Source organism: Kiritimatiellia bacterium (assembly GCA_028715905.1).
Lineage (GTDB): Bacteria > Verrucomicrobiota > Kiritimatiellia > JAAZAB01 > JAAZAB01 > JAQUQV01.
The window spans coordinates 1-20,851 of the sequence record JAQUQV010000005.1 but is presented as its reverse complement, the minus strand read 5'-3'; the positions used below and the strand labels follow the sequence as shown (position 1 = coordinate 20,851).

Here is a 20,851-nt window from a genome sequence, read left to right as displayed (position 1 = left end):
CAACTCGCAAAATGCCAAGGATATTTGACAATATAGAACAGAGCCTGCTCCCGGCATTGCAGGAAACCATGCGGCTCTGCAGCCGCGCCGACTTTTGTGTGGGTTATTTAAATCTCAGGGGATGGAAACAGCTTGATGCCTGCATTGAAAAATGGTCCGGGGGCGATGGCAACTGCTGCCGCCTGCTTATCGGCATGCAAACGTTCCCTGAGGATGAACTCCGTTCCTGTCTCGGTCTGACAGGCGGCGCCGTCCGGATTGACAACGCCACTGCCATCCGGCTTAAGAAAAGACTTGCCGAGGAATTCCGCAACCAACTCTGCATAGGCGCGCCGACCAATGAAGATGAGGAAGGGCTGCGCCGCCTGGCGCGGCAGATAAAAGCGAAGAAGGTGATCGTGAAACTGTTCTTGCAATATCCCCTTCACGCAAAGCTTTACCTTCTGTTCCGTTCCGACCCGGTTAATCCCGCCGTCGGTTATCTGGGCAGCAGTAATCTGACTCTCGCCGGCCTATCAAGGCAGGGCGAATTGAATATTGACGTATTGGACCATGACGCATGCGCGAAACTGGCGGACTGGTTCAATGAGAGATGGAACGATCAATGGTGCCTGGATATTTCCCGTGAATTAATTGAAATCATTGAAACCAGTTGGGCGCGGGAGAAAACAATTCCGCCCTATCACATCTACCTCAAAATCGCCTATTCTCTCGCCCAGGAAGCGCGCGCCGGTCTGGCTGAATTCAAAATTCCCAAAGAATTCGGAGACATGCTCTTTGAGTTTCAAAAGGCCGCCGTCAAAATCGCGGCGCATCATTTGAATAAACGCGGCGGAGTGCTCATAGGCGACGTGGTCGGGCTGGGAAAAACGCTGATGGCGACCGTCCTGGCAAGGATTTTCGAGGAAGACCACGGCCTTGAAACCCTCGTAATTTGCCCCAAAAACCTGGTCAGAATGTGGGAAGACTACCGCCATCAATACGGACTGCGGGCTCGGGTCATGTCTTTAAGCCAGGCAGTCGCTGAGTTGCCGGATACCAAACGCTATCGTCTGGTGATTATTGACGAAAGCCACAATCTGCGCAATCGGGAAGGCAAAAGATACAAAGCCATTCAAAACTATCTGAAGGAAAACGAAAGCAAAGTTATTCTTCTCACCGCCACGCCTTACAACAAGACATATCTTGATCTGGCCAATCAGCTTCGCCTTTTTGTTTCCGAGGAGGAGGATATCGGCATAAGGCCGGAACGCCTCCTGAAAGACATCGGCGAAACGGAGTTTATCCGCAGGCACCAGTGTCCCGCGCGTTCCCTGGCCGCCTTTGAGAAAAGCGAATATCCGGACGACTGGCGGGAATTGATGCGCCTTTATCTGGTGCGGCGCACGCGGAGCTTCATTCAGGAAAACTACGCGGAACGGGACCCGATGAGAAAACAGAAATATCTGGTATTCGCGGATGGAAACCGCTCCTATTTTCCAACCCGGATTCCCAAAACGCTGAAATTCGCCACGAACGGGAACAACCCGGACGATCAATATGGCCGCCTCTATTCGGAAGACGTTGTCAAAATCATCAACCGGCTTGAGTTGCCGCGCTACGGCCTCGGCAATTATATCGCGCCTATCCCGCATAGCCCGCCGACGCCGCAGGAAGCGAAACAGATTGCCGATCTTTCGCGGGGCGGTAAACGCCTCAAGGGATTCTGCCGGACCGGCCTGTTCAAGCGATTGGAAAGCGGCGGATATGTTTTCCTGCAATCCCTGGAACGGCATATCCTCCGCAATTATGTCTATCTCCATGCAATTGAAAACAACCTGCCTGTTCCGATCGGCGCCCAGGACATTGAGATGCTTGATAGCCGTTTTTCCGATGAAGACGCCGATGATCCCAATGCCAGCATCAATTTTGACGACGAAAAGGAAGAGAACGACTCCGGCCGGAACAACCGGCTGCGAACATCAGATGAGTTCAAGGCGCGCGCAGGGGAGATTTACGATTTCTACCGGAAACATTGCGAACGCCGGTTTAAATGGCTCCGCGCCGGCCTTTTTGGCGCTGATCTGCCGAAAGATCTCCTGAGCGACGCCAAAAACCTCATGAAAATATTAAGGAACGCCGGAGACTGGGACCCTTCCGGGGACGCCAAACTGATCGCCCTGGCGCAGATGCTTCAGAAAAAACACCCCGCTGACAAGGTCCTGATTTTCACCCAGTTTGCTGATACGGCTGTTTATCTTGAGGAGCGTTTGCGCGCCATGAATATTCCGGTCGTGGCAAGCGCAACCGGCAATTCCTCAGACCCGACACTGCTGGCATGGCGCTTCAGCCCGGTCAGCAATGACAAACGCGCCCGGGTGTCGCCGTCTGATGAGCTAAGGGTGCTCATTGCAACCGACGTTTTAAGCGAAGGCCAAAACCTTCAGGACGCCCACATCGTCGTCAACTACGACCTCCCCTGGGCAATTATCCGCCTGATTCAGCGCGCCGGCCGCGTGGACCGGATCGGCCAGAAAGCGGATAGTATTCTCTGCTATTCATTTCTGCCCGCTGAAGGCGTTGAAAAGATCATCCAACTCCGATCCCGCGTCCGCCAGCGCCTCCGGGAGAATGCCGAGGTGGTGGGGGCCGATGAATCCTTCTTTGAGGATCAGATGGACGAACAGACCATTCTCAATCTTTACAACGAGAAAGCCGGCATTTTGGACGGCGAGGCCGACAATGAAGTTGACCTTTCGTCTTATGCCTATCAGATATGGAAGAACGCCGTGGACAAGAATCCCGAACTTGAAAAAATTGTTTCCGAACTGCCGCCGGTCGTTTATTCCACCCGGCCGTGGGAAGCATCGCCGGATAAACCCGAAGGCGTTCTTGTCTATCTGAAAACCGCCGAAGGCAACGACGCCCTGGCCTGGCTTGACAAGGATGGCAACAGCGTCACCGAGTCGCAATATGCCATTCTCCAAGCTGCGGAGTGCAACCCCAATACGCCGGCGCTTCCAAAACAATCAAACCATCACGATCTGGTTGAAAAAGGCGTAAAACTGATTGTGGAAGAGGAACGGACCGTCGGCGGCCAGCTTGGCCGTCCGACCGGCGCGCGCTTCCGCGCTTATGAGCGTTTGAAACATTATGTTGAAGATATCAAGGGCGAACTGTTTGATACCACGGCGCTCAGGAAAGCCGTGGAACAGATTTACCGCCACCCGCTCCGGCAAACCGCGACCGACACCCTTAACCGGCAGCTCAAGAGCGGAATCGGCAATGAGGCGCTGGCCGAACTGGTCGTTGCGCTCCATGAGGAAGACCGGCTCTGCATCGTTCAGGAGGCAGGCGAGAGCCGGGAACCGAAAATCATCTGCTCACTGGGATTGAAAAATGATTCGGACATTCCGCCGCCCGTCAAAGGCAAGAAGCCCGTTGATCCTCAATGGATTGTGCGGACAATACGCGAGGCGCGGGATGGCAATCACTGACATGGCTGAGTCACACTCGCGGCTCACCGGGACGGTTCGCCCCACCCATCCGGAATATGGCGAAAACTGGCAGGGCGAGCCGTCCGAACCGGCGGAAAGGCGTTGACAATATTTTCCGCAACTAGTATTATGCTAGCAAAAAGGAAGCGGAGGAACTTATGCCTGCCTTGGTTATCAAAGATTTGCCGGCTGAAATTCATAAACGCCTGAAAGATGATGCTGTCCAGCACCATCGTTCCATGACACAAGAAGCCATCTTTATTCTGGAACAGGCCTTGCATCGAGTGAGGCCTGTCCCTGACTTTAAGGCATATAAAGGCAAATTTCCATTGACGAATGAATTCATCAACGCAGCCAAACGTGAGGGACGGGCATGATTGTTATGGACGTGAACGTGCTGTCATTTCACTTAATTGACGGCAAGCGCACTCCGGAAACGCATGCTTTAAAAAAGGTGGATGCGGAATGGATTGTCCCGCCGTTTTGGCGCGTAGAGTTCCAAAGCATTCTCTGGAAATATGTGCGTTTCGGCGGGATGCCGGCTGAAACGGCGCTGGAATTGCTCGGCCAGGCCATGACCATGCTTTCGCTCAACGAGGTGGCGCCGCCGCCGGATATGGTTCTGAGAGATGCGCTCAAGCGTGGTATAACGGTATATGACGCCCAGTATGTCTCCCTTGCCGGATACCTTGGTGTCCGCTGCGTCACCGAGGATGTTCCGCTACAGAAGTCATGTGCCGATATTGCCATATCGTTGGAAGATTTCCTTGAACAGGCTTCCGAAGGCAATGTCGTTCGGGAACCAAAAACGGCCTACGGTTCCCGAAAGCGCAAGGTAAAAGGATGACGAGCAAAGACAAAAAAAATAGAAAGCCCGTCGTTTATATCATCGCCGGTCCGAACGGCGCGGGAAAGACCACCTTTGCGATGAAGTTTCTGCCGCGCATTGCCGAGGTGAATTTCATCAACGCCGACCTGATTGCCGCCGGCGTGTCGCCGTTGAACCCCAGGTCTGTCGCGGTTGAGGCTGGGCGCATATTTCTTGCCCGCATACGCGAGTTGACGTCCCGGAAAACGGACTTCGCGTTCGAGACGACGCTATCCGGCCGGAGTTATATAAACCTGCTGGCCGAATTGAGGGATGCCGGTTACCGGATACATCTTTTTTTCTTGTGGTTGCCCTCGCTGGACCTGGCCCTTAAACGCATTGCCGATCGTGTAAGGAAAGGCGGGCACAACATTCCGGCTGAAACCGTCGGCCGCCGGTTCAAACGGGGCTTTCACAATCTCTTTAATCTCTATCGCGGACTGTGCGACATGATTGTGATCTATGACAACTCAACGGCAAACCCGCGCCTGGTTGCCACGATCATTGGATCTAAAACGACCATTATAAGACAAGATTTGTTTCAAACCATTTTAACTATCGAATGCGATGCGCAATATGAAAACAAAAAATAACAGAAATTCAGACATTCCCGCCATAGCCTTGGAGGGCGAGAAAGCCCTTAAAGCCGCCGTGGCGGAAGTCGTGGCTGAACATAAAAAAGCCAGGAAACCATTGGCGGTCTGGTATAATGGTAAAGCCGTCTTGATGGATCCGGACAAAGCGGTGTCCGCCGTTCGGGAAAGCCGGGCAGTTTACGACACAAAACGAAAGCAAACCTGATTATGCCGTTGAATCTTAACAAAGCGCGAAAATGCCTGGCGAATTTTGATTTCCAAAGCCTTTTCATTGACGAATTGGGCTGGTCGCACCCGGTTTCTAATCAAGCCTTACCCATGAAAATCAAGGACGCGGTCTTCACGCGCCAGCAGATTGCGCAATTGGCCGGAGTTGTTGTTCTTGAGATTGTATCCAAAGACGGCCAAATACCTGACGCTAAAACCCGTCTAGCCTTGCACAGGGAAATATCCGCGCTATATCATGAAAACCTTTTGATCTTCGTGGGCGAACGCCGCACGCAAAGCCTCTGGTATTGGACAAAACGGCAGGATGGCAGAATCTCCGCCCGGAATCATATCTATGTCCGCGGTCAGCCGGGCGATCTCTTCTTAAGCAAACTCAATGCCATGGTGTTTGACTTGAGCGACTTCGATGACTCCGGCAACGTGCCTTTATTGCAGGTCACGGAAAGCCTGAAAGAAGCCCTGGACGTTGAGCGCGTTACCAAGGACTTTTTCGTCAAGTTTGACGCCGAGCGCCTGGAGTTCACGGAACTTATCAAAGGCATTGATGTCAGGCGTGATCAAGAATGGTATGCCTCCGTCCTGCTCAATCGCCTGATGTTCGTTTACTTCCTGCAGCGAAAATTCTTTCTTGATAGCGGTGATGAGCGCTATTTGCAAAACAAGCTGGAGCAAAGCCGCAAAAAAGACCGTGATCTTTATTACGAAAAGTTTCTGAAAGTCTTGTTCTTTGAAGGATTCGCCAAACCGGAAGCCAAGCGCGCCGATCAAACCAACGAGCTTCTTGGAAAGATCAAATACCTGAACGGAGGACTCTTCCTCAAACATCGCATTGAGATAGACTGGCCGGAAATATCCATTCCGGACAAAGCGTTTGAAAACCTGTTTGCCCTCTTTGGGCGCTATTCTTGGAACCTGAATGATACGCCCGGCGGCGAGGATAACGAAATCAATCCGGACGTGCTCGGCTATATCTTTGAGAAATATATCAACCAGAAAGCCTTCGGCGCCTACTACACCCGCCCGGAAATCACCGAATACCTCTGCGAGCGCACAATCCACCGCCTGATCCTCGATACCGTCAATAAAGCAGACGCGGCTTCCAACCGCGTTAAGAAAAGCGGCAGGGAGGCCGTTTCTACGTTCCAGAGCATGGGCGACCTCCTGCTTGCCTTGAACCCGCCGCTCTGCAAGAAACTTCTGCGCGAAATCCTGCCGAATCTGCGGTTGCTGGACCCGGCCTGCGGTTCAGCCGCCTTCCTTGTGTCGGCCATGAAGACGCTTATCAACGTCTATGCCGCCGTCATCGGCAAGATTGAATTTCTGAACGACCGTGGTCTGCATGACTGGCTGAAGAAAATCCAGAAGGAGCATAAGAGCGTTTCCTATTTCATCAAACGTAGTATAATCACCAATAATCTCTTCGGCGTGGACATTATGGAAGAGGCCATTGAAATCGCCAAGCTCCGCCTGTTCCTTGCCCTTGTGGCCTCCGCCAATTCCGCGGATGATCTTGAACCGCTCCCGAATATTGAGTTCAACATCATGGCCGGCAATTCGCTGATCGGACTGCTCCGGGTGGATGAGAAAGATTTTGACAAGTTTGCGCATGATCTGGCCAGCAAGGCTTTCTTCAAGGATTATCGGCAGGTGTTGGAGGAGAAAAATCACCTGGTCGGTCTCTACCGCCGGGCCACCGCTTATGCCGAGGACCTGCAATCCTTGCGCGACGGAATCGAGGAGAAGAAGCAGAAGGCCATCGGCACTCTCAATCGTCTTTTGTTGGATCAGTTTCAAGGGATCAAGTACGAGGAAGCAACCTGGGACGAGAAGAAGAACTGCGAAGGCAAGGCAAAAAAACGTTCTCTCAACGAAGAAGATATCAAAGCCCTCAAACCGTTCCACTGGGGTTACGAGTTTGATGAGATCATCAACCGCAAAACGGGCTTGTCCTCCGCAGTTTGTCAGAGTGAAGGGGGGTCTGCCCTCCGCAGCCTTGACGAAGGAGGGTTTGACGCCATCATTACTAATCCGCCGTGGGAAATCTTCAAGCCTAATGCAAAGGAGTTCTTCGAAGAATTTTCCGCCCTGGTCAGCAAGAAGAAGATGACCATCAAGGACTTTGAAAAAGAACAGGCCAAACTCCTCAAGGACGTGGATATCCGTGAAGCGTGGATGAAATACCAGGGCGAATATCCGCACGTCAGCGCGTTTTTTCGCTCCGCCCCGCAGTTTAAAAACCAGATCAGTATCATAAACGGCAAAAAAGCCGGCACTGACATCAATCTCTACAAGCTTTTTGTGGAACAATGTTTCAATCTGCTTCGCAAAGGCGGCTATTGCGGCATTGTCATTCCAAGCGGAATTTACACCGATCTGGGGACCAAACAACTGCGTGAAATGTTGTTCGGGCAGACCAGGATTACAGGATTGTTCTGCTTTGAGAACCGGAAAGAGATATTTGAAGGCGTACACAGGAGTTATAAATTCCTCGTCTTATCGTTTGAGAAAGGCAATGTTACTAAGACTTTCCCGGCCGCCTTCATGCGCCACGACGTGGGCGAGCTTGAACGTTTCCCGCAGGAAGACGCCATCAATATTTCAGTGGAACTTATCCGCCGCCTTTCGCCGGATTCGCTCTCGATAAGGGAATTTAAAAATGAGAGAGATGTCCAAATCGCTAAAAAAATCAGTCAGTTCCCGAGACTGGGCGAGAAGTTGTCTAATCGCTGGAATCTTGTTCTTGGAAATGAATTTCACATGACCAATGACAGCCATCTTTTCAAAACTGAACCAGGCAAAGGGCGCTTATCGTTGTATGAAGGCAAAATGATCTGGCAGTTCGATAATCACTTGTCAAAAGCGCGTTACTGGATTGAAGAAAAAGAGGGACGGAAGGCAATTCTTGTGCGTGAACCAGATAAAGGCCAGAAACTCGGCTACCAAGGATACAGACTGGGACATCGTTCGATCGCCTCCAGCACAAACGAGAGAACAATGATTGCCGCCATCTTGCCTCAAAGGTTTTTTTTCGGGCATTCGATCAACGCAAGTCGTGCAGTAATGACAGGGGCCGACATGTTACTGGTTGTATCATTGCTCAACAGCTATGTTTTTGACTACACTTTGCGGTCCAGCATCTCATCCAACCTCACGATGTTCTTTGTGTATCAACTCCCTGTCCCGCGTCTGACCGAGAATGACGCGGCGTTCTGGCCGATTGTGAAACGGGCGTCGCGGTTGATCTGTACCACTCCGGAATTTGACAACCTGGCAAAAGAAGTCGGACTGAAAAACCACAAGGACGGCGCAGCCAGTCCGGCGGAACGCGCCAAACTCCGCGCCGAACTTGACGGCCTGATCGCCCATCTCTACGGCCTGACCGAGGATGAATTTGCCTATATTCTGACGACTTTTCCGCTTGTTAAAGATGAAATTAAACAAGCCGCTTCGCAGGCCTACCGCGATGCGCAGGAAGGGCTGATCAAATGACTACGCCTGCCGCTATTAATTATGACGTTTACCATGACGAATCAAAAGAAGCTGGTTATTGGCATGGCATCCTGCTGGTTCCTTGTCACACCCGCTCGACAATTCTCAAACATCTTGCGACCATCCGTCAGAAAACTGGCTTCGACCTTCCTCTGTCGCTCAAAGACGTGAAGGGGTACAAAGATAGATTTCAGTGTAGTCGGGCCGCAGTCCAGCTTGCTATAAATGCCATGATACAAGATAACAAAGGAACGATTGAAGAAGTTTATATCAGCACTCGTAATTATGATCCACATGGCGAAAGACCAGCGACCGAATTCCGTGAAATCATAAGCATTGCAGAGCCATTGGGCATGAAATTTATCGTCTTCCGTGAACGTGACTGTTTTAAATTTCTTGACCCGCGAGGTGATTTCTTGGATTACGGCGCAAAAGTTGAAACCACGTTCCGCATGGGATTTAAAGGCGGCTTGCATTTTTTATTTAGCGATGATACCCCTTCTATAATTTCATCCATTCATTTTGACGGGTGCCTTCATCATAAACGACACATGGACGAAGAACGTATCGTTGGCAGACTCAAACAGAGCTTGCGACATTACTGCCAAATTTCCACTTCGTTAATTATAGACGATCAGTCCAGCGACCATCGGCAATCAGGGCATGCCCAATCTTACGATGATTGCCAGTTCCTGCAAATCACCGATTTGCTTATCGGCAGCTTTCGTACGGTTCTTGCGGATAAGAAAAACGAAGCGCAAGCGGCTGTGGCCGCCCCCGTAGCAGAACTTGTCAAAAAATGGAAATGCGGACGCAAACGAATGAAAAACAGCCGCTGGCATCGAAGTTTTTGCATCAGCCAATGCCATTTGCAAGATAGCCGCTGGCAATTCACCACGTTGCCAGCCAAAGGAAACGATGATCAACTAAGCCTTCCCTTTTCATGATGTCCATTTAATATAATTTTTGGATTTGGCGATAGATTGGTGAAACATTATGACTTTACAGACGAAAAACTGGATTTAATAATCAGCCATGAGATTTAAAATGCTCATCTCTATGCGAAACCTTGATCTTGCTTGGCGACGGAGAAGACAAGAAAAAAAACAGTGAATCGTTCTGACATAACGGAACTGCATTTCATCGCGCCAATAGCCAATGTGCCGTCAATAATGAAACACGGTATATTGTCGCACAGCCAAGCAAAACTGGTTCAACATGATTCCGTCGCCATGCCGGAAATTCAGGAAAAGCGGCAAAACAAACAGATTCCAGGCGCCCGGCTGCTCCATGAATACGCAAATTTGTATTTTGATGCCCATAATCCCATGCTCAGCAAGCTAAGAGCGCATAACGATTCCATTTGCATATTGCGGATCAACACCGCTGTTCTTGATATTGCCGGCGCAATAATTGCCGACCGGAATGCTGCCAGCAAGTGGGCCCGTTTTAATCCATCCCCCGCTGGCCTGACTCTATTAAACAAAGATATGGTGTTTACCAAATACTGGACGAGCCGAAACGAATTCCAGGAGTGGGAACAAAAGGCCGTAAAATGCGCAGAGGTGCTTGTGCCGGACACAGTTGACCCAAAATTCATTATCGGGGTCTATGTGGCCAATCAGACGGCATTGACTGCCCTGCAGGCGCTTAATCTGAACTTGCCTGCAGCGGTTAAATCGGATATATTTTTTTAAGAGGCAAACATGAAAATTATTGTCGGCAACATCCTGCAATCAAAAGCTCAAACTCTGGTTAATACGGTTAACTGTATTGGAGTTATGGGCAAGGGGATCGCCTTGGAGTTCAAAAAGAAATTCCCCGAGATGTTCGACGATTATCTGAAAAAGTGCGAGCATGGGGAGGTCAAACCCGGTGTTCCGTATATCTTCAAAACGCTTTTCCCGCCACAAATCGTCAATTTCCCGACAAAGGATCACTGGAAGTCGGCTTCGAAAATTACTGATATCGAAAAAGGCTTGAATTTCCTGCTGGCGCATTACAAGGAATGGGGAATCACTTCGCTGGCTATTCCGCCGCTCGGTTGCGGCAATGGACAGTTGGAATGGCGGATAGTCGGTCCGCTAATCTACAAATACATCAGGCAGATGGATATTCCGGTGGAAATGTTCGCTCCTTATAATACGAATCCGAAAGAACTTACAGCAGAGTTTCTGGAACAGGATGTCGGTTCGCCCGGCGCAAAATCAGCCACACCGCTTCAATACGGAATAAATCCAGCCTGGGTGGCGCTCGTGGATATTCTGCACAGGATTGAGCAACAGCCCTATCACTGGCCCGTTGGCAGAGTCATCTTTCAAAAAATAGCTTATGTGGCCACACAGGAAGGTTTGCCGACGGGTTTTACATATCAGCGCTCAAGCTTTGGGCCATTCTCGAAGGACCTGAAGAACGCACAATCCAAACTGATCAACAGCAATCTTCTTCAGGAAGAGCGTGTCGGGCAAAAGTTCCTCATCCAGGTCGGCCCGAATTTTGAGACTGTTCGCAAGAGATATGAATCGTCTCTCAACCAATGGTCGGCGATCATTGACAAAACGACTGACTTATTTATGCGGATGAACACCAACCAGGCCGAGGTAGTCGCAACGGTTATATTTGCGACACATTCATTGAAGAAAAACAATGGAAAGATTCCAACTGAAACAGAAGCTCTTGCCTCAGTTATGGAGTGGAAACAGAAACGCCGGCCGCCATTAGACAAGAAAGAAGTGGCTTCAACAATACGCAACTTGGGCATACTCCATTGGCTGGATGTGCGGCCTGATCCAAATCTGTCAGTGCCGGAAGAAGAAGCCATTCTTGCCTGACAATGCCGGAACTGAATACCATAGGCAAGCTCGCCCTTGATAGCGTAAGTTGGACCGCGTTTTTCTGCTCGGTGCGTTGTCCGGGGAAAATCATTCTGGACTCTTATGATTTGGCCCAGAAATGGCGCGCTGAGGAGCGGCCGGTCATCGGCGGATTTCATTCGCCGGTTGAAAAGGAGGTCTTGAAAATCATGCTCCGTTCAACCGCGCCGCTCTGCATTGCCCTTGCCAGGGGATTGCCGAAACGAATTCCCGCCGAATATAAGCCGCATCTTGAGAAAGGAAGATTGCTCCTTGCTTCGTTCCACGACGCAAAGGTCAAACGGGCCACAAAAGAATCCGCCGAAGAGCGCAATTTTGCCGTTGCCTCCCTGGCCGAAAAAATCTTCGTCGCCTATGCCGCCCCGGGCGGTAAAACCGAAACATTCTGCCGCGCCATAGCCAGGCTGAACAAACCATGTTTCACGTTCAAACATGAAGCGAACCAGAATCTGATTTCAATGGGATTCAAGGCAATTGAATGAAATTTGTTTTTCCCATAATCAGTCGTCGGAAAGCCCTGATTTTTCTGAACGCCGTCTACCTTGCCGCGGGGCTGGCCTGGATAATTCTCATACCCTACAACAACGCGCCGGACGAAAACACCCATTTTCATTACAGCGTTGAATTCATTCTACAGCACCACCGCCTGCCGGTCTGGGGCGTTGATGATATTGAGCGTTTCCGCCACGCCCTTTCCAGTTATAACCAGTTGCCGGCGCTGAATTACGTCCTTTACGCCATCGGCGCGGAAACGGGCCGGAAACTTTTCGGACTGGAACCTTATCTCGGCGCGCGGCTGGTTTCACTGCTCTGGGGGCTTGTCTTTTTGAATTTTCTCTTCCTGGCGGCGCGGGAATTGTGCGCCGGCGAAAAAAACGCCCTGATCGCCGCCGCGGCTTTCGTCCTGATTCCGCAGGTTTTTTTCTCATTCTGCTACGTCAACGGCGACGCCCATTCGCTCGCCATCGCGGCCGTGTTCACGTTCGCCCTGGCGCGTTTTTTCCGCCGGCCGGACACGACCGGCATTATTTTTGCGGGCGCGGCAATCGGTTTGTTATTTTCGGCCAAATACAATTATTACATTTATTTTCCCTGCCTGGCGGTACTGCTTGCCTGGACGGCCTGGCGCGGCGCGGTTTCCCCGAAAACCATCGTCCGACTGGCGATTTCCGCGGTTGTTTTAAGCCTGCTTATTTCCGGCTTCTGGTTTATCCGCAATTATTTCCTGTACAACAGCCCCCTGCCCCTCTTTTTAAGCGAAGAAATTTCTAGCGGGGCGGCCCTGGCGCGGGAAGTCCATCCGGTCAACCGCGGCCTGAGCATCGCCTCGCTGGGATGGCTGGTCAAGCAGGGTTTTATCAGGTCTACTTTTGATTCGTTTTTCGCCGTCTTCGGGTATTTGAACGTCGGCTTCCGCCGCTGGGTTTACCTGATCCTGGAATTGGCGGTCCCGGCGCTGGCGGCGTTGTTTGCAATTGACCTGCTCCGCAAAAAAGACCGGGGGGCCATCCGGGCGCTGATCGCCTTGTGCCTCATGGCGGGCGCCGTGATCGGCATGCATGTCTGGGCCTGCCTGACCTTTGATTATCAGGCCCAGGGCCGCTATAATTTCACGTTAATCGCGCCGGCCACGCTTTTTGCGGCCTGGGCAACAACGCGCGTTCCCTCCCTGAAAAAATATGTCTTTATTTTCCTGATAATGACGGCCGGACTGTTTATCGGCGCAAATGTTCTCATCGCCCGCACCTACGCTCCCCCGGTCCGTTTTTTTATTTCGCAAACGGACCGGACCGGCGGCGCGGAACGGACGGAGAAGGTTGCGACATCCGCCAAACGCGTTGAAAAAAATTATTACGCCACGCCCGCGCTTGCCTGGAACAAGGCCGGCGGCGGAATACGGATCGAATTTTCAAAAAAATTTCTCGCGCGTTACCGCGATTTGAAAATTGAGCTTGAAACGGATAACGGATTGGAGATTATCAGCGACTGGAACGCAGCGCCGCCGCGGGAAATAACCGGCCTGATTTACGACGGCCGGCTCAACGCCTTTGAAACCCGCGGCGGAAACGCCGGTTTCAGCCTGTTCTTGAGGGCAACGGACGCGGCGGTCCGGAGCATTAAAATCACCTGCCGGATTGAAAACCGCCGGCTTTACGATCCGGACTTATGACCATGAAAATCGCGGCCATAGCCGATTTCCATTACAATCCGCGCGGAAATATTTTATCTCCAGCCCGCCGCGGCGAGATTGCCGATATTCTCTTCCTGCGCGCGGTTCACCGCATCAACCGCTTTATCCGGCCCGACCTGACCGTCATTCTCGGCGATATCCTTGACGCCGGAAATACGTCGGAAGCGGCCGCGGGTCTGGAACGGATACGCGCAACGGCCGCCCTGCTCAAATCGCCCTGGATCGCCATTCCGGGCAATCACGATGTTACCCATGAAAATTTTTATTCGGTTTTCCCGCGGCCGGCGGAAACAACCGACATCAAAAATACGCGTTTTGTGACATTCCTGGACCCGGAAGAACCCGGCTTTAATGCGCGGAGAACACGCCCGGACTTGGCGCGCATGACGCAGGCGCGCGCGGGATGGCGCGGACAGATCATCGCGCTGCAGCACACGCCTCTCTTCCCGCCCGGCCGGGACGAATGCCCGTATAATTATATAAATGCCGATGAAATTATCGCGGCCATGCGCCGCAACGGCATTTTGCTCGCGCTCGGCGGACATTACCACAAGGGGGTTGGCCTCATCAGGGACGACGGCGTCAATTTCCTGGCGGCGCCGGCCCTGTGCGAGGCTCCTTTTTCCTTCCTTGAAATCAATGTTTCCGGCGACGCAGTCAGCGTCGCGCGGCACGATTTGTGTCTGCCGGAAACACTGAAATTATGGGATACGCACGTCCATACCCAATTCGCCTATTGCTCGGAAAACATGGAGATAACTAAAACCATGCGGCTGGCGCGGGATTTCGGGCTGGCCGGCCTGACTTTCACCGAACACTCGGGACAGCTCTATTTTGACAATGATACTTACTGGAATTACTCCTTCCTGGCGGGGGGATTTGATGCGATCAAAAAAGAAAACGACCGGATGGACGCCTACCTTGCGGCCCTGGCCGGCGCCGGATGCCTTCTTCCGAACACCGGCCTGGAAGCGGATTGTTCTTTTGGCGGAAAACCTTTCGTGCGGCCGGCGGACCGCCGGCGCGTCGGCCGCCTGCTGGGGTCCGTACACGCCCTCGCTTCCCTTAAAAATCCGCGTCCGGACATGCAGAAGGTTTGCGACGAATTTCTCGCCATGACCGAGGGGCTCGTTCGTTCCGGCATTGACGTTCTGGCGCATCCGTTCCGTCTGTTTTCCAGGGCCAAAACGGAAATTCCAGAGCAATTTTACGACCGGGTCGTCCGGCTGCTGAAAGAAAACAACGCGGCGGCCGAAATCAACTTTCATACCCAGACCACCCCCGAAACATTCATCCGCCGCTGCCTGGCCGCCGGCGTAAAACTGGCGCTCGGCAGCGACGCCCATAACCTTTATGAAATCGGCGAACTGTCGCCGCACCTGGCATTGCTGCGCGCCTGCGGCTTTAACGGCGATCTGAAAGAAATTCTGCTGAACACCGGGCCGGAACCGTGATTCCCTGGCCGGCCGCGCCCCGTGTTGACAGCCCGAATTGTTCGGCGTATAGTGCTTGCAAACAATCAATCTTCCTGCGCGGCAAGAAGGCCGGCGGCTTGGGACGGGCAGAGGCAGCTTTTCACGGTGCAGAGTTTATGAATCCAAAAATTGCCGTTGTCATCCCGTGCTATAAAGCGCGCGCAAGCGTTTTGGACGTAATAAAAAAAATCGGGCCCGAAGTCTGGCGCATCTACGTAGTGGACGACGCCTGCCCGGAAAACAGCGGACAGCATGTCAAAACATCAATCAGCGACCCGCGCGTGCAGGTTATCTTCAACGGCAAAAACCTCGGGGTCGGCGGGGCGGTGATGGCCGGGTACCGGGCGGCCCTCGCCGAAGGGGCCGAAGTGATCGTCAAAATTGACGGCGACGGGCAAATGGACCCCGCGATGATCCCGAGATTTACGGCGCCCATCCGCAAGGGGCGGGCGGACTACACCAAGGGCAACCGTTTTTACGACCTGGCGCACATCGCGCGCATGCCGACGGCGCGGCTTTTCGGCAACGCGATTCTTTCCTTCATGGCAAAACTTTCCACCGGCTATTGGAACATTTTTGACCCCACCAACGGCTATACCGCCATTCACGCCAGAGTGGCGGCTTTTCTGCCGATGGACCGCGTCAGCCGGCGCTATTTTTTTGAGACCGACATGCTTTTCCGCCTGAACACCATGCGGGCGGTGGTGGTTGATATCCCCATGGACGCCGTGTACGGCGGCGAACAGAGCCATTTGAAAATATCCAGCATTCTCTGGGAATTTTTGGCCCGGCACGCGCACAACCTGGCCAAGCGCATTTTTTACAATTATTTTCTCCGGGACATGACGCTCGCCTCGGTGGAACTGGTCGTCGGCGGCGGCTTGTTCGTTTTCGGCCTTGTTTTTGGCGGCGCGCACTGGATCAAGGGCATTCATAACCACACGCCGACGCCCCTGGGCACCATCATGATCGCGGCCATGTCCCTGTTGGTTGGCCTCCAGTTGATACTGGCCTTTCTCGGATTTGATATCGGGAATGTGCCGAAAAGGCCCGTTCATGACGACCTGCCGGACAGTCATCATTAAATAAACAATTATGAAACCGGACCCGGATTACGGCGAGTACCTCAAGCAATGGGCCAACCTCTACCAGGACCAGAACTACGATAAGGGACCGACCGGTTATTTTCTCAAAAAAAGCCATGCCTGGTCCGAAGCCGATTTCGGTCCGGAGGCGTACTTCGGAAAAGTCCTGGAAGTCGGCGCCGGAACCGGCATGCACGTCCGGTTTGTCCGCCACAAATACGACGAATACTGGCTCACGGATTGCAATCCGCCGCTCATGGAAAAAATTGAGCTCCCGGATGCGGCGGGCGCGCGCGGAAAAATTCGTCTGGCGAAGGAAGACGCCGCGCAACTGACTTTCCCCGACGCCTCCTTTGACCGGGTAATCGCCGCCCACGTGCTTGAACACCTTTGCCAGCCGCACCGCGTCCTGCGCGAATGGGTCCGCGTCCTGAAACCGGGCGGGATTATCTCGCTGGTTCTGCCCTGCGATCCCGGCCTGCTCTGGCGTCTGGGGCGCTACGCCGTCGCCCGGAACAAATTCATCAAAACCGGCTTTGAATACGATTACTGGATGGCGCGGGAACACGTGAATCCGGTCAATAACATCGTGTCTTTTGTCCGTTATTATTTTCCGGACGTGCGCGAGCGCTGGCGGCCGGGTCGCGTGCCTTCCATGGATTTGAACCTGTTTTACATCGCGCATATTTCAATAAAATGAGTTCAGCCAAAGTCATTGATGGCCGGGAGATTGGCCGTAATATTATGGCGCTTTTCTGGTTCGCCGGCGTATTTTTAACAGTTTTCAGCTCAAAGCTGTGGCTTACCGCCCTCTACGGGTCGGCCCTGCCCTGGTGGGACGCATGGGACATTGAAGGGCGGCTTTATATCGCATTTTTTGAAAACAAACTTGCTTTCAAGGATCTCTTTGCGGTTCACTGCGAGCACCGCTTTTTTGTCAACCGCGTTCTTGCGCTTCTTACGCTTATGCTGAACGGCCAATGGGATGCCAGAATCGGAATAGTATTGAACGCGGCCATGGCCGCCGGCGCCGGCGCCGCTCTCAGCTACGCGGGATGGAAACTGCTCAACCGGAACGAGATTGCGGTTGTCTGCTGGTTTAACGCGATTGTTTTTTCCTTGCCCTTTGCCTGGGAATATTACCTGCTGATCGCCTTGTCTTTACCGGCCGTATGGTTTCTCATCAGGGCCGCTCCATTCCGCCCGGCCTGGTGGCTGGGGGTGTTCTTTGCGCTCCTTAGCCTGGTTACAGCAGGGTCCGGATTCTTTGTTGTTCTGGCCGCCGCTGGCGTCATTTTTTTGCGCCTCGTTACCCGCCAATCCCCGCTCCGGCTTAACCTGGCCGGAATGGCCGTTCTTCTGGGCATAACCGCGGCCGGTTTCTTCCTGCGCGTGAGCGTGCCGGGACATGAAGCATACAAGCCGGCAACCATCGTCAATCTGATAACCGGTTTTTGCCGGAATATGGCCTGGCCGGACAATGCTTGCGCCTGGACCGCGGCCGTTATCTGGCTGCCGGCCTGCCTGGTTTTCATCCGCTATGTGCTTTACCGCGATGATGAACGGAATAAATATGAATTTATCCTCGGTCTTGGCCTTTGGATCGCACTCCAGGCCGCCGCGCTGGCCTTTGCGCGCTGTGGCGCCCTGGCTTCGCGCCACGCCGTTTTCCTCTCGCTCTCTCTGCCCCTCAATTTCCTGGCCCTGCTGATATTGCGGCGCGACAGAATGCTTTCTTTTATCACCGGAAAACCACTGCTGCTGATTCTTTTCGTCTGGATGGGATTTGTCGGGCATGGTCTTTGGAAAATACCGTACAAAACGAATTTCGCCGAAGCGGAGAAGTTCAAGCAACATCTTAATCAGAGTGAAAAAAACGTGCGTTCTTTTCTGCGCTCGGACAACATTGCCGACCTTGAAAACAAACCGTTTTACGACATTCCCTATCCCGATCCGCGGGCCCTGGCGTCTTTTTTGCGCAATCCCCGCATCCGCGCCATTCTGCCTTCCTGTGCGGCGCCGGCCAATGAGCCGGGGCCAATATCGGCGTTTGTTTCAAAAATGCTGCCGGGGAGCGCCAAACTTCTGCTGGCCTCGGTTGTGCTCATGGCGGTTTTGGCCGCGGTAAGTCTTTGCCAGGCGTTCGGCGCGGCGCATCCGCGCCAATGCAAATGACTCCACCCGCCACACATAGGATGAAAAAACGGCGAGAATGAAAACCGCGGCCCCCTGGAAATATTCCCTGTTGCTGGCGCATGCCGGACTGCTGATCGCGGCCATTACGGCCGGGCGCTGGCTGTATGACGGCGCGTTCGGGCAAGGCGACGTGCTGGCCGTCATCAATCCCTGTCCCCAGGTAACCATCGCCGATAATATCGCCCATTATCCGGTCAACCCCTATCCGCAAATCCAGCCGCGCTCCGGACACGTCGCTTCCAATCCATTCGTCTATGTATGGGACTGGTACGCGGGCATGAACGGCCGGGTTTCCACGGCAATTATGGACAGTTTCATCGCTCTGGCGGCGAAAAAATGGTGCCCCACCCCGGAATCCTTCCCCTGGTGGCTCATGCGCTCGTTATCCATGTATTGCCTGCTTGCCGCCGCGCTTAATTTCCTTTACGCCGTCGGCTGGATATGGGCCCGCCGGCCGGGCATGACCATTGTCCTTCTGGCCGCGGTCTGGTCAATCTGGGCGCTCAGTCCGGGGGTTTATGTTTTCTCGGCCATGTACGATATTTTGCTGACAGACCGCAACATTCACACCTATGCCCTATCGTGGATGGTAATCGGAGCGATTCGCAACTGGCCGGCGAAATCGGCGTGGAGATGGGGCATAATGGCCGCAGGCGTCCTGTTCCTGGCGGCGGATTTGTATCTTTTCAGCACGCCGGTTCTGCTGATCGCGGCCGCCGGGCTGGGGCTGGTCAACAAGCCGGAAATGGCGCGCGACTGGCTCCGCCAGGCTTTTTATTACGGCGCATTCGCCGCCCTGGCCGCTTTTGTCTTTTTCATGTCGCCGGGCCAGTGGGCAAAAAACACTTTTGTGCCGATCATTCCGCCCGGCGATTTTTCTCCCGCAGCGTGGTTCCGCCGGGCCGTGGACGTGGGTTACGGAACCATTTTTCCAAAACTTTCCGATTCGCCCTGGATATGGCACCTTATCATTTACGCCGGCCTGGGATTGATCATGACGGCCTGGATAATAATACGGATCAGGCGAAAATCTCCCGGCCCGTCAACGGCAGAGGACTTTGACCGGCAGAAATTATTCGGCATCGGCCTGATGGCTTTCGCCTTCCTGACCGCCTTCCTGGCAAGTATGACGACCATGATTGTTTCATCATATTTCCCGCCCTACGCCGTATCTTACCCCTCCCTATTGCTCGCAATCGGTCTGGCCTTGTCATTCTGGTTTGTCCTGGGCGTAATCTTCCCGCTTCTCAGAATGGCCGTGCCGGCCGCGCGATTACCGCGCCTGGCCGGGGCGGCCGGAAAAGCCGTGAACTGCGGGCCGTTTATCCTGGCGGCGCTGGCGGCCTTTCTCCTGTTCGGGAAAGTAACCGCCCGCTTCTGGCCCGCCGTAACAGACGGGCACCGCCGGATCATGGCGCAGAACCTCCTCCGCAAGCAATTATACGCCGAGATGCTCCAAATCCGCAACACGACCGGACAGCGGCATTTTATCCTGACAAATTTATGGACTTCCCCGGTCTGGGGACTGCACATTGACCAGATTTGGTCCCGGGCCGGATATTTCCGATGGCTTGGCATGGAGGATGTTGTCAGCCTGACCGAAGGCGAATGGAACGACGCCGGCCGGCCGCAGGAAGAAATGTATTTCAGAATTGACTGCGCCGAAAAAATAAAACGCGACCAGCCCCTGGAACCGGTAATCCATGATTGACGCGCCCATTCAAAGAGGCCCCGGTTTTATCCGGGCTTGTTCCGTCAGACTGGCGGTGCCGCTGGCCCTGGCGTTATTTGCGGCCGGAGCGCTTGTTTCCCGTTTTTATCCCGGCCCTCCGCCGGACGCCCGGACGGCAAAGACCGTGAACGACTCCATCGTGTATTTATACATGGCGCAGACGGACTGGACTGACACGGCGCTCTGGCGCGGACTCAAACCGCCGGCCGTGCCGGTTTGGTATCATGCGCTGGACGCCACCCCGGAAAGGCTGGGAATTGCGCCCGTTTTCCAGACTTTTTTTTCCGCAATCGCCTGGATCACGCTCGGCCTGATCCTGGCTTCAACTTTGCGCTCTCTTCCGCTTAAAATCATCTTGTTTTGTATTTACGCCGCGCTCTTTGCTTTTCCGCCGGTCTTCGGCTGGAATAAATACGTATTGAGCGAATCCCTTGCCCTGTCCTGGATGATCCTGTTTCTCTCCGCTTTCATCGCTTTCTGGCGTTACGGCGCGTTGCCGGAGGCGGTCTGCCTGACCGCCGCGGCGATCGGGTGCGGGCTCGCCAAGGACACCCATGCCCTGCTGGTTGCGGCCATGATTCTCCCGCTGGCATGGAACGCCCTCGTGCGGCAAAAAAAATATCCGGACCAAGGGCGTTATCC

17 protein-coding genes are annotated in these 20,851 nt (G+C 53.4%); all 17 read left to right on the top strand.

Annotation, left to right across the window (positions count from 1 at the left end; genetic code table 11):
- The first annotated feature begins 11 nt into the window (after positions 1-11).
- A complete protein-coding gene (locus tag PHP98_02210) occupies positions 12-3,476 on the top strand; it encodes a helicase-related protein (protein ID MDD5482457.1) in 3,465 nt (1,154 codons plus the stop codon).
- A 158-nt stretch (positions 3,477-3,634) separates the two neighbouring features.
- A complete protein-coding gene (locus PHP98_02205) occupies positions 3,635-3,853 on the top strand; it encodes an Arc family DNA-binding protein (protein ID MDD5482456.1) in 219 nt (72 codons plus the stop codon).
- On the top strand, positions 3,850-4,323 hold the full coding sequence (locus tag PHP98_02200; GenBank protein ID MDD5482455.1) for a type II toxin-antitoxin system VapC family toxin: 474 nt from the start codon (positions 3,850-3,852) through the stop codon (positions 4,321-4,323). The genes PHP98_02205 and PHP98_02200 overlap by 4 nt, the downstream gene beginning before the upstream one ends.
- Positions 4,320-4,937, top strand: coding sequence for a zeta toxin family protein (locus tag PHP98_02195; protein MDD5482454.1), 618 nt, complete (start codon positions 4,320-4,322; stop codon positions 4,935-4,937). Before PHP98_02200 ends, PHP98_02195 begins: the two co-directional genes overlap by 4 nt.
- On the top strand, positions 4,921-5,145 hold the full coding sequence (locus tag PHP98_02190; GenBank protein ID MDD5482453.1) for a hypothetical protein: 225 nt from the start codon (positions 4,921-4,923) through the stop codon (positions 5,143-5,145). The genes PHP98_02195 and PHP98_02190 overlap by 17 nt, the downstream gene beginning before the upstream one ends.
- A 2-nt stretch (positions 5,146-5,147) precedes the next feature.
- Positions 5,148-8,657, top strand: a complete 3,510-nt coding sequence (locus tag PHP98_02185; GenBank protein ID MDD5482452.1) for an Eco57I restriction-modification methylase domain-containing protein — start codon at positions 5,148-5,150, stop codon at positions 8,655-8,657.
- Positions 8,654-9,604 carry a hypothetical protein gene (locus PHP98_02180; GenBank protein MDD5482451.1) on the top strand — a complete coding sequence of 317 codons (951 nt, stop codon included), beginning with the start codon at positions 8,654-8,656 and terminating at the stop codon, positions 9,602-9,604. Before PHP98_02185 ends, PHP98_02180 begins: the two co-directional genes overlap by 4 nt.
- 132 nt (positions 9,605-9,736) lie before the next feature.
- The gene (locus PHP98_02175; GenBank protein MDD5482450.1) at positions 9,737-10,354 is read left to right on the top strand and encodes a DUF4433 domain-containing protein; all 618 of its coding nucleotides are present in this window, start codon (positions 9,737-9,739) and stop codon (positions 10,352-10,354) included.
- Positions 10,355-10,363: 9 nt separating this feature from the next.
- Positions 10,364-11,488 carry a macro domain-containing protein gene (locus PHP98_02170; protein MDD5482449.1) on the top strand — a complete coding sequence of 375 codons (1,125 nt, stop codon included), beginning with the start codon at positions 10,364-10,366 and terminating at the stop codon, positions 11,486-11,488.
- A gap of 2 nt (positions 11,489-11,490) precedes the next feature.
- Complete coding sequence (locus PHP98_02165) at positions 11,491-12,012, top strand: DNA-binding protein (GenBank protein ID MDD5482448.1); 522 nt, start codon at positions 11,491-11,493, stop codon at positions 12,010-12,012.
- Positions 12,009-13,700 carry a glycosyltransferase family 39 protein gene (locus PHP98_02160; protein MDD5482447.1) on the top strand — a complete coding sequence of 564 codons (1,692 nt, stop codon included), beginning with the start codon at positions 12,009-12,011 and terminating at the stop codon, positions 13,698-13,700. Before PHP98_02165 ends, PHP98_02160 begins: the two co-directional genes overlap by 4 nt.
- Positions 13,697-15,175 carry a metallophosphoesterase gene (locus tag PHP98_02155; GenBank protein ID MDD5482446.1) on the top strand — a complete coding sequence of 493 codons (1,479 nt, stop codon included), beginning with the start codon at positions 13,697-13,699 and terminating at the stop codon, positions 15,173-15,175. The genes PHP98_02160 and PHP98_02155 overlap by 4 nt, the downstream gene beginning before the upstream one ends.
- 137 nt (positions 15,176-15,312) lie before the next feature.
- Positions 15,313-16,281, top strand: a complete 969-nt coding sequence (locus PHP98_02150; protein MDD5482445.1) for a glycosyltransferase family 2 protein — start codon at positions 15,313-15,315, stop codon at positions 16,279-16,281.
- Between the two features lie 10 nt (positions 16,282-16,291).
- Positions 16,292-16,981 (top strand): class I SAM-dependent methyltransferase, encoded by a 690-nt coding sequence (locus tag PHP98_02145; protein ID MDD5482444.1) that lies wholly within the window; start codon positions 16,292-16,294, stop codon positions 16,979-16,981.
- On the top strand, positions 16,978-18,456 hold the full coding sequence (locus tag PHP98_02140) for a hypothetical protein (protein ID MDD5482443.1): 1,479 nt from the start codon (positions 16,978-16,980) through the stop codon (positions 18,454-18,456). Before PHP98_02145 ends, PHP98_02140 begins: the two co-directional genes overlap by 4 nt.
- Positions 18,457-18,493: 37 nt before the next feature.
- Complete coding sequence (locus tag PHP98_02135; GenBank protein MDD5482442.1) at positions 18,494-20,188, top strand: hypothetical protein; 1,695 nt, start codon at positions 18,494-18,496, stop codon at positions 20,186-20,188.
- Positions 20,181-20,851 (top strand): hypothetical protein (locus tag PHP98_02130; GenBank protein MDD5482441.1); only part of this gene is annotated, 671 nt, incomplete at its 3' end. The genes PHP98_02135 and PHP98_02130, both read left to right, overlap by 8 nt.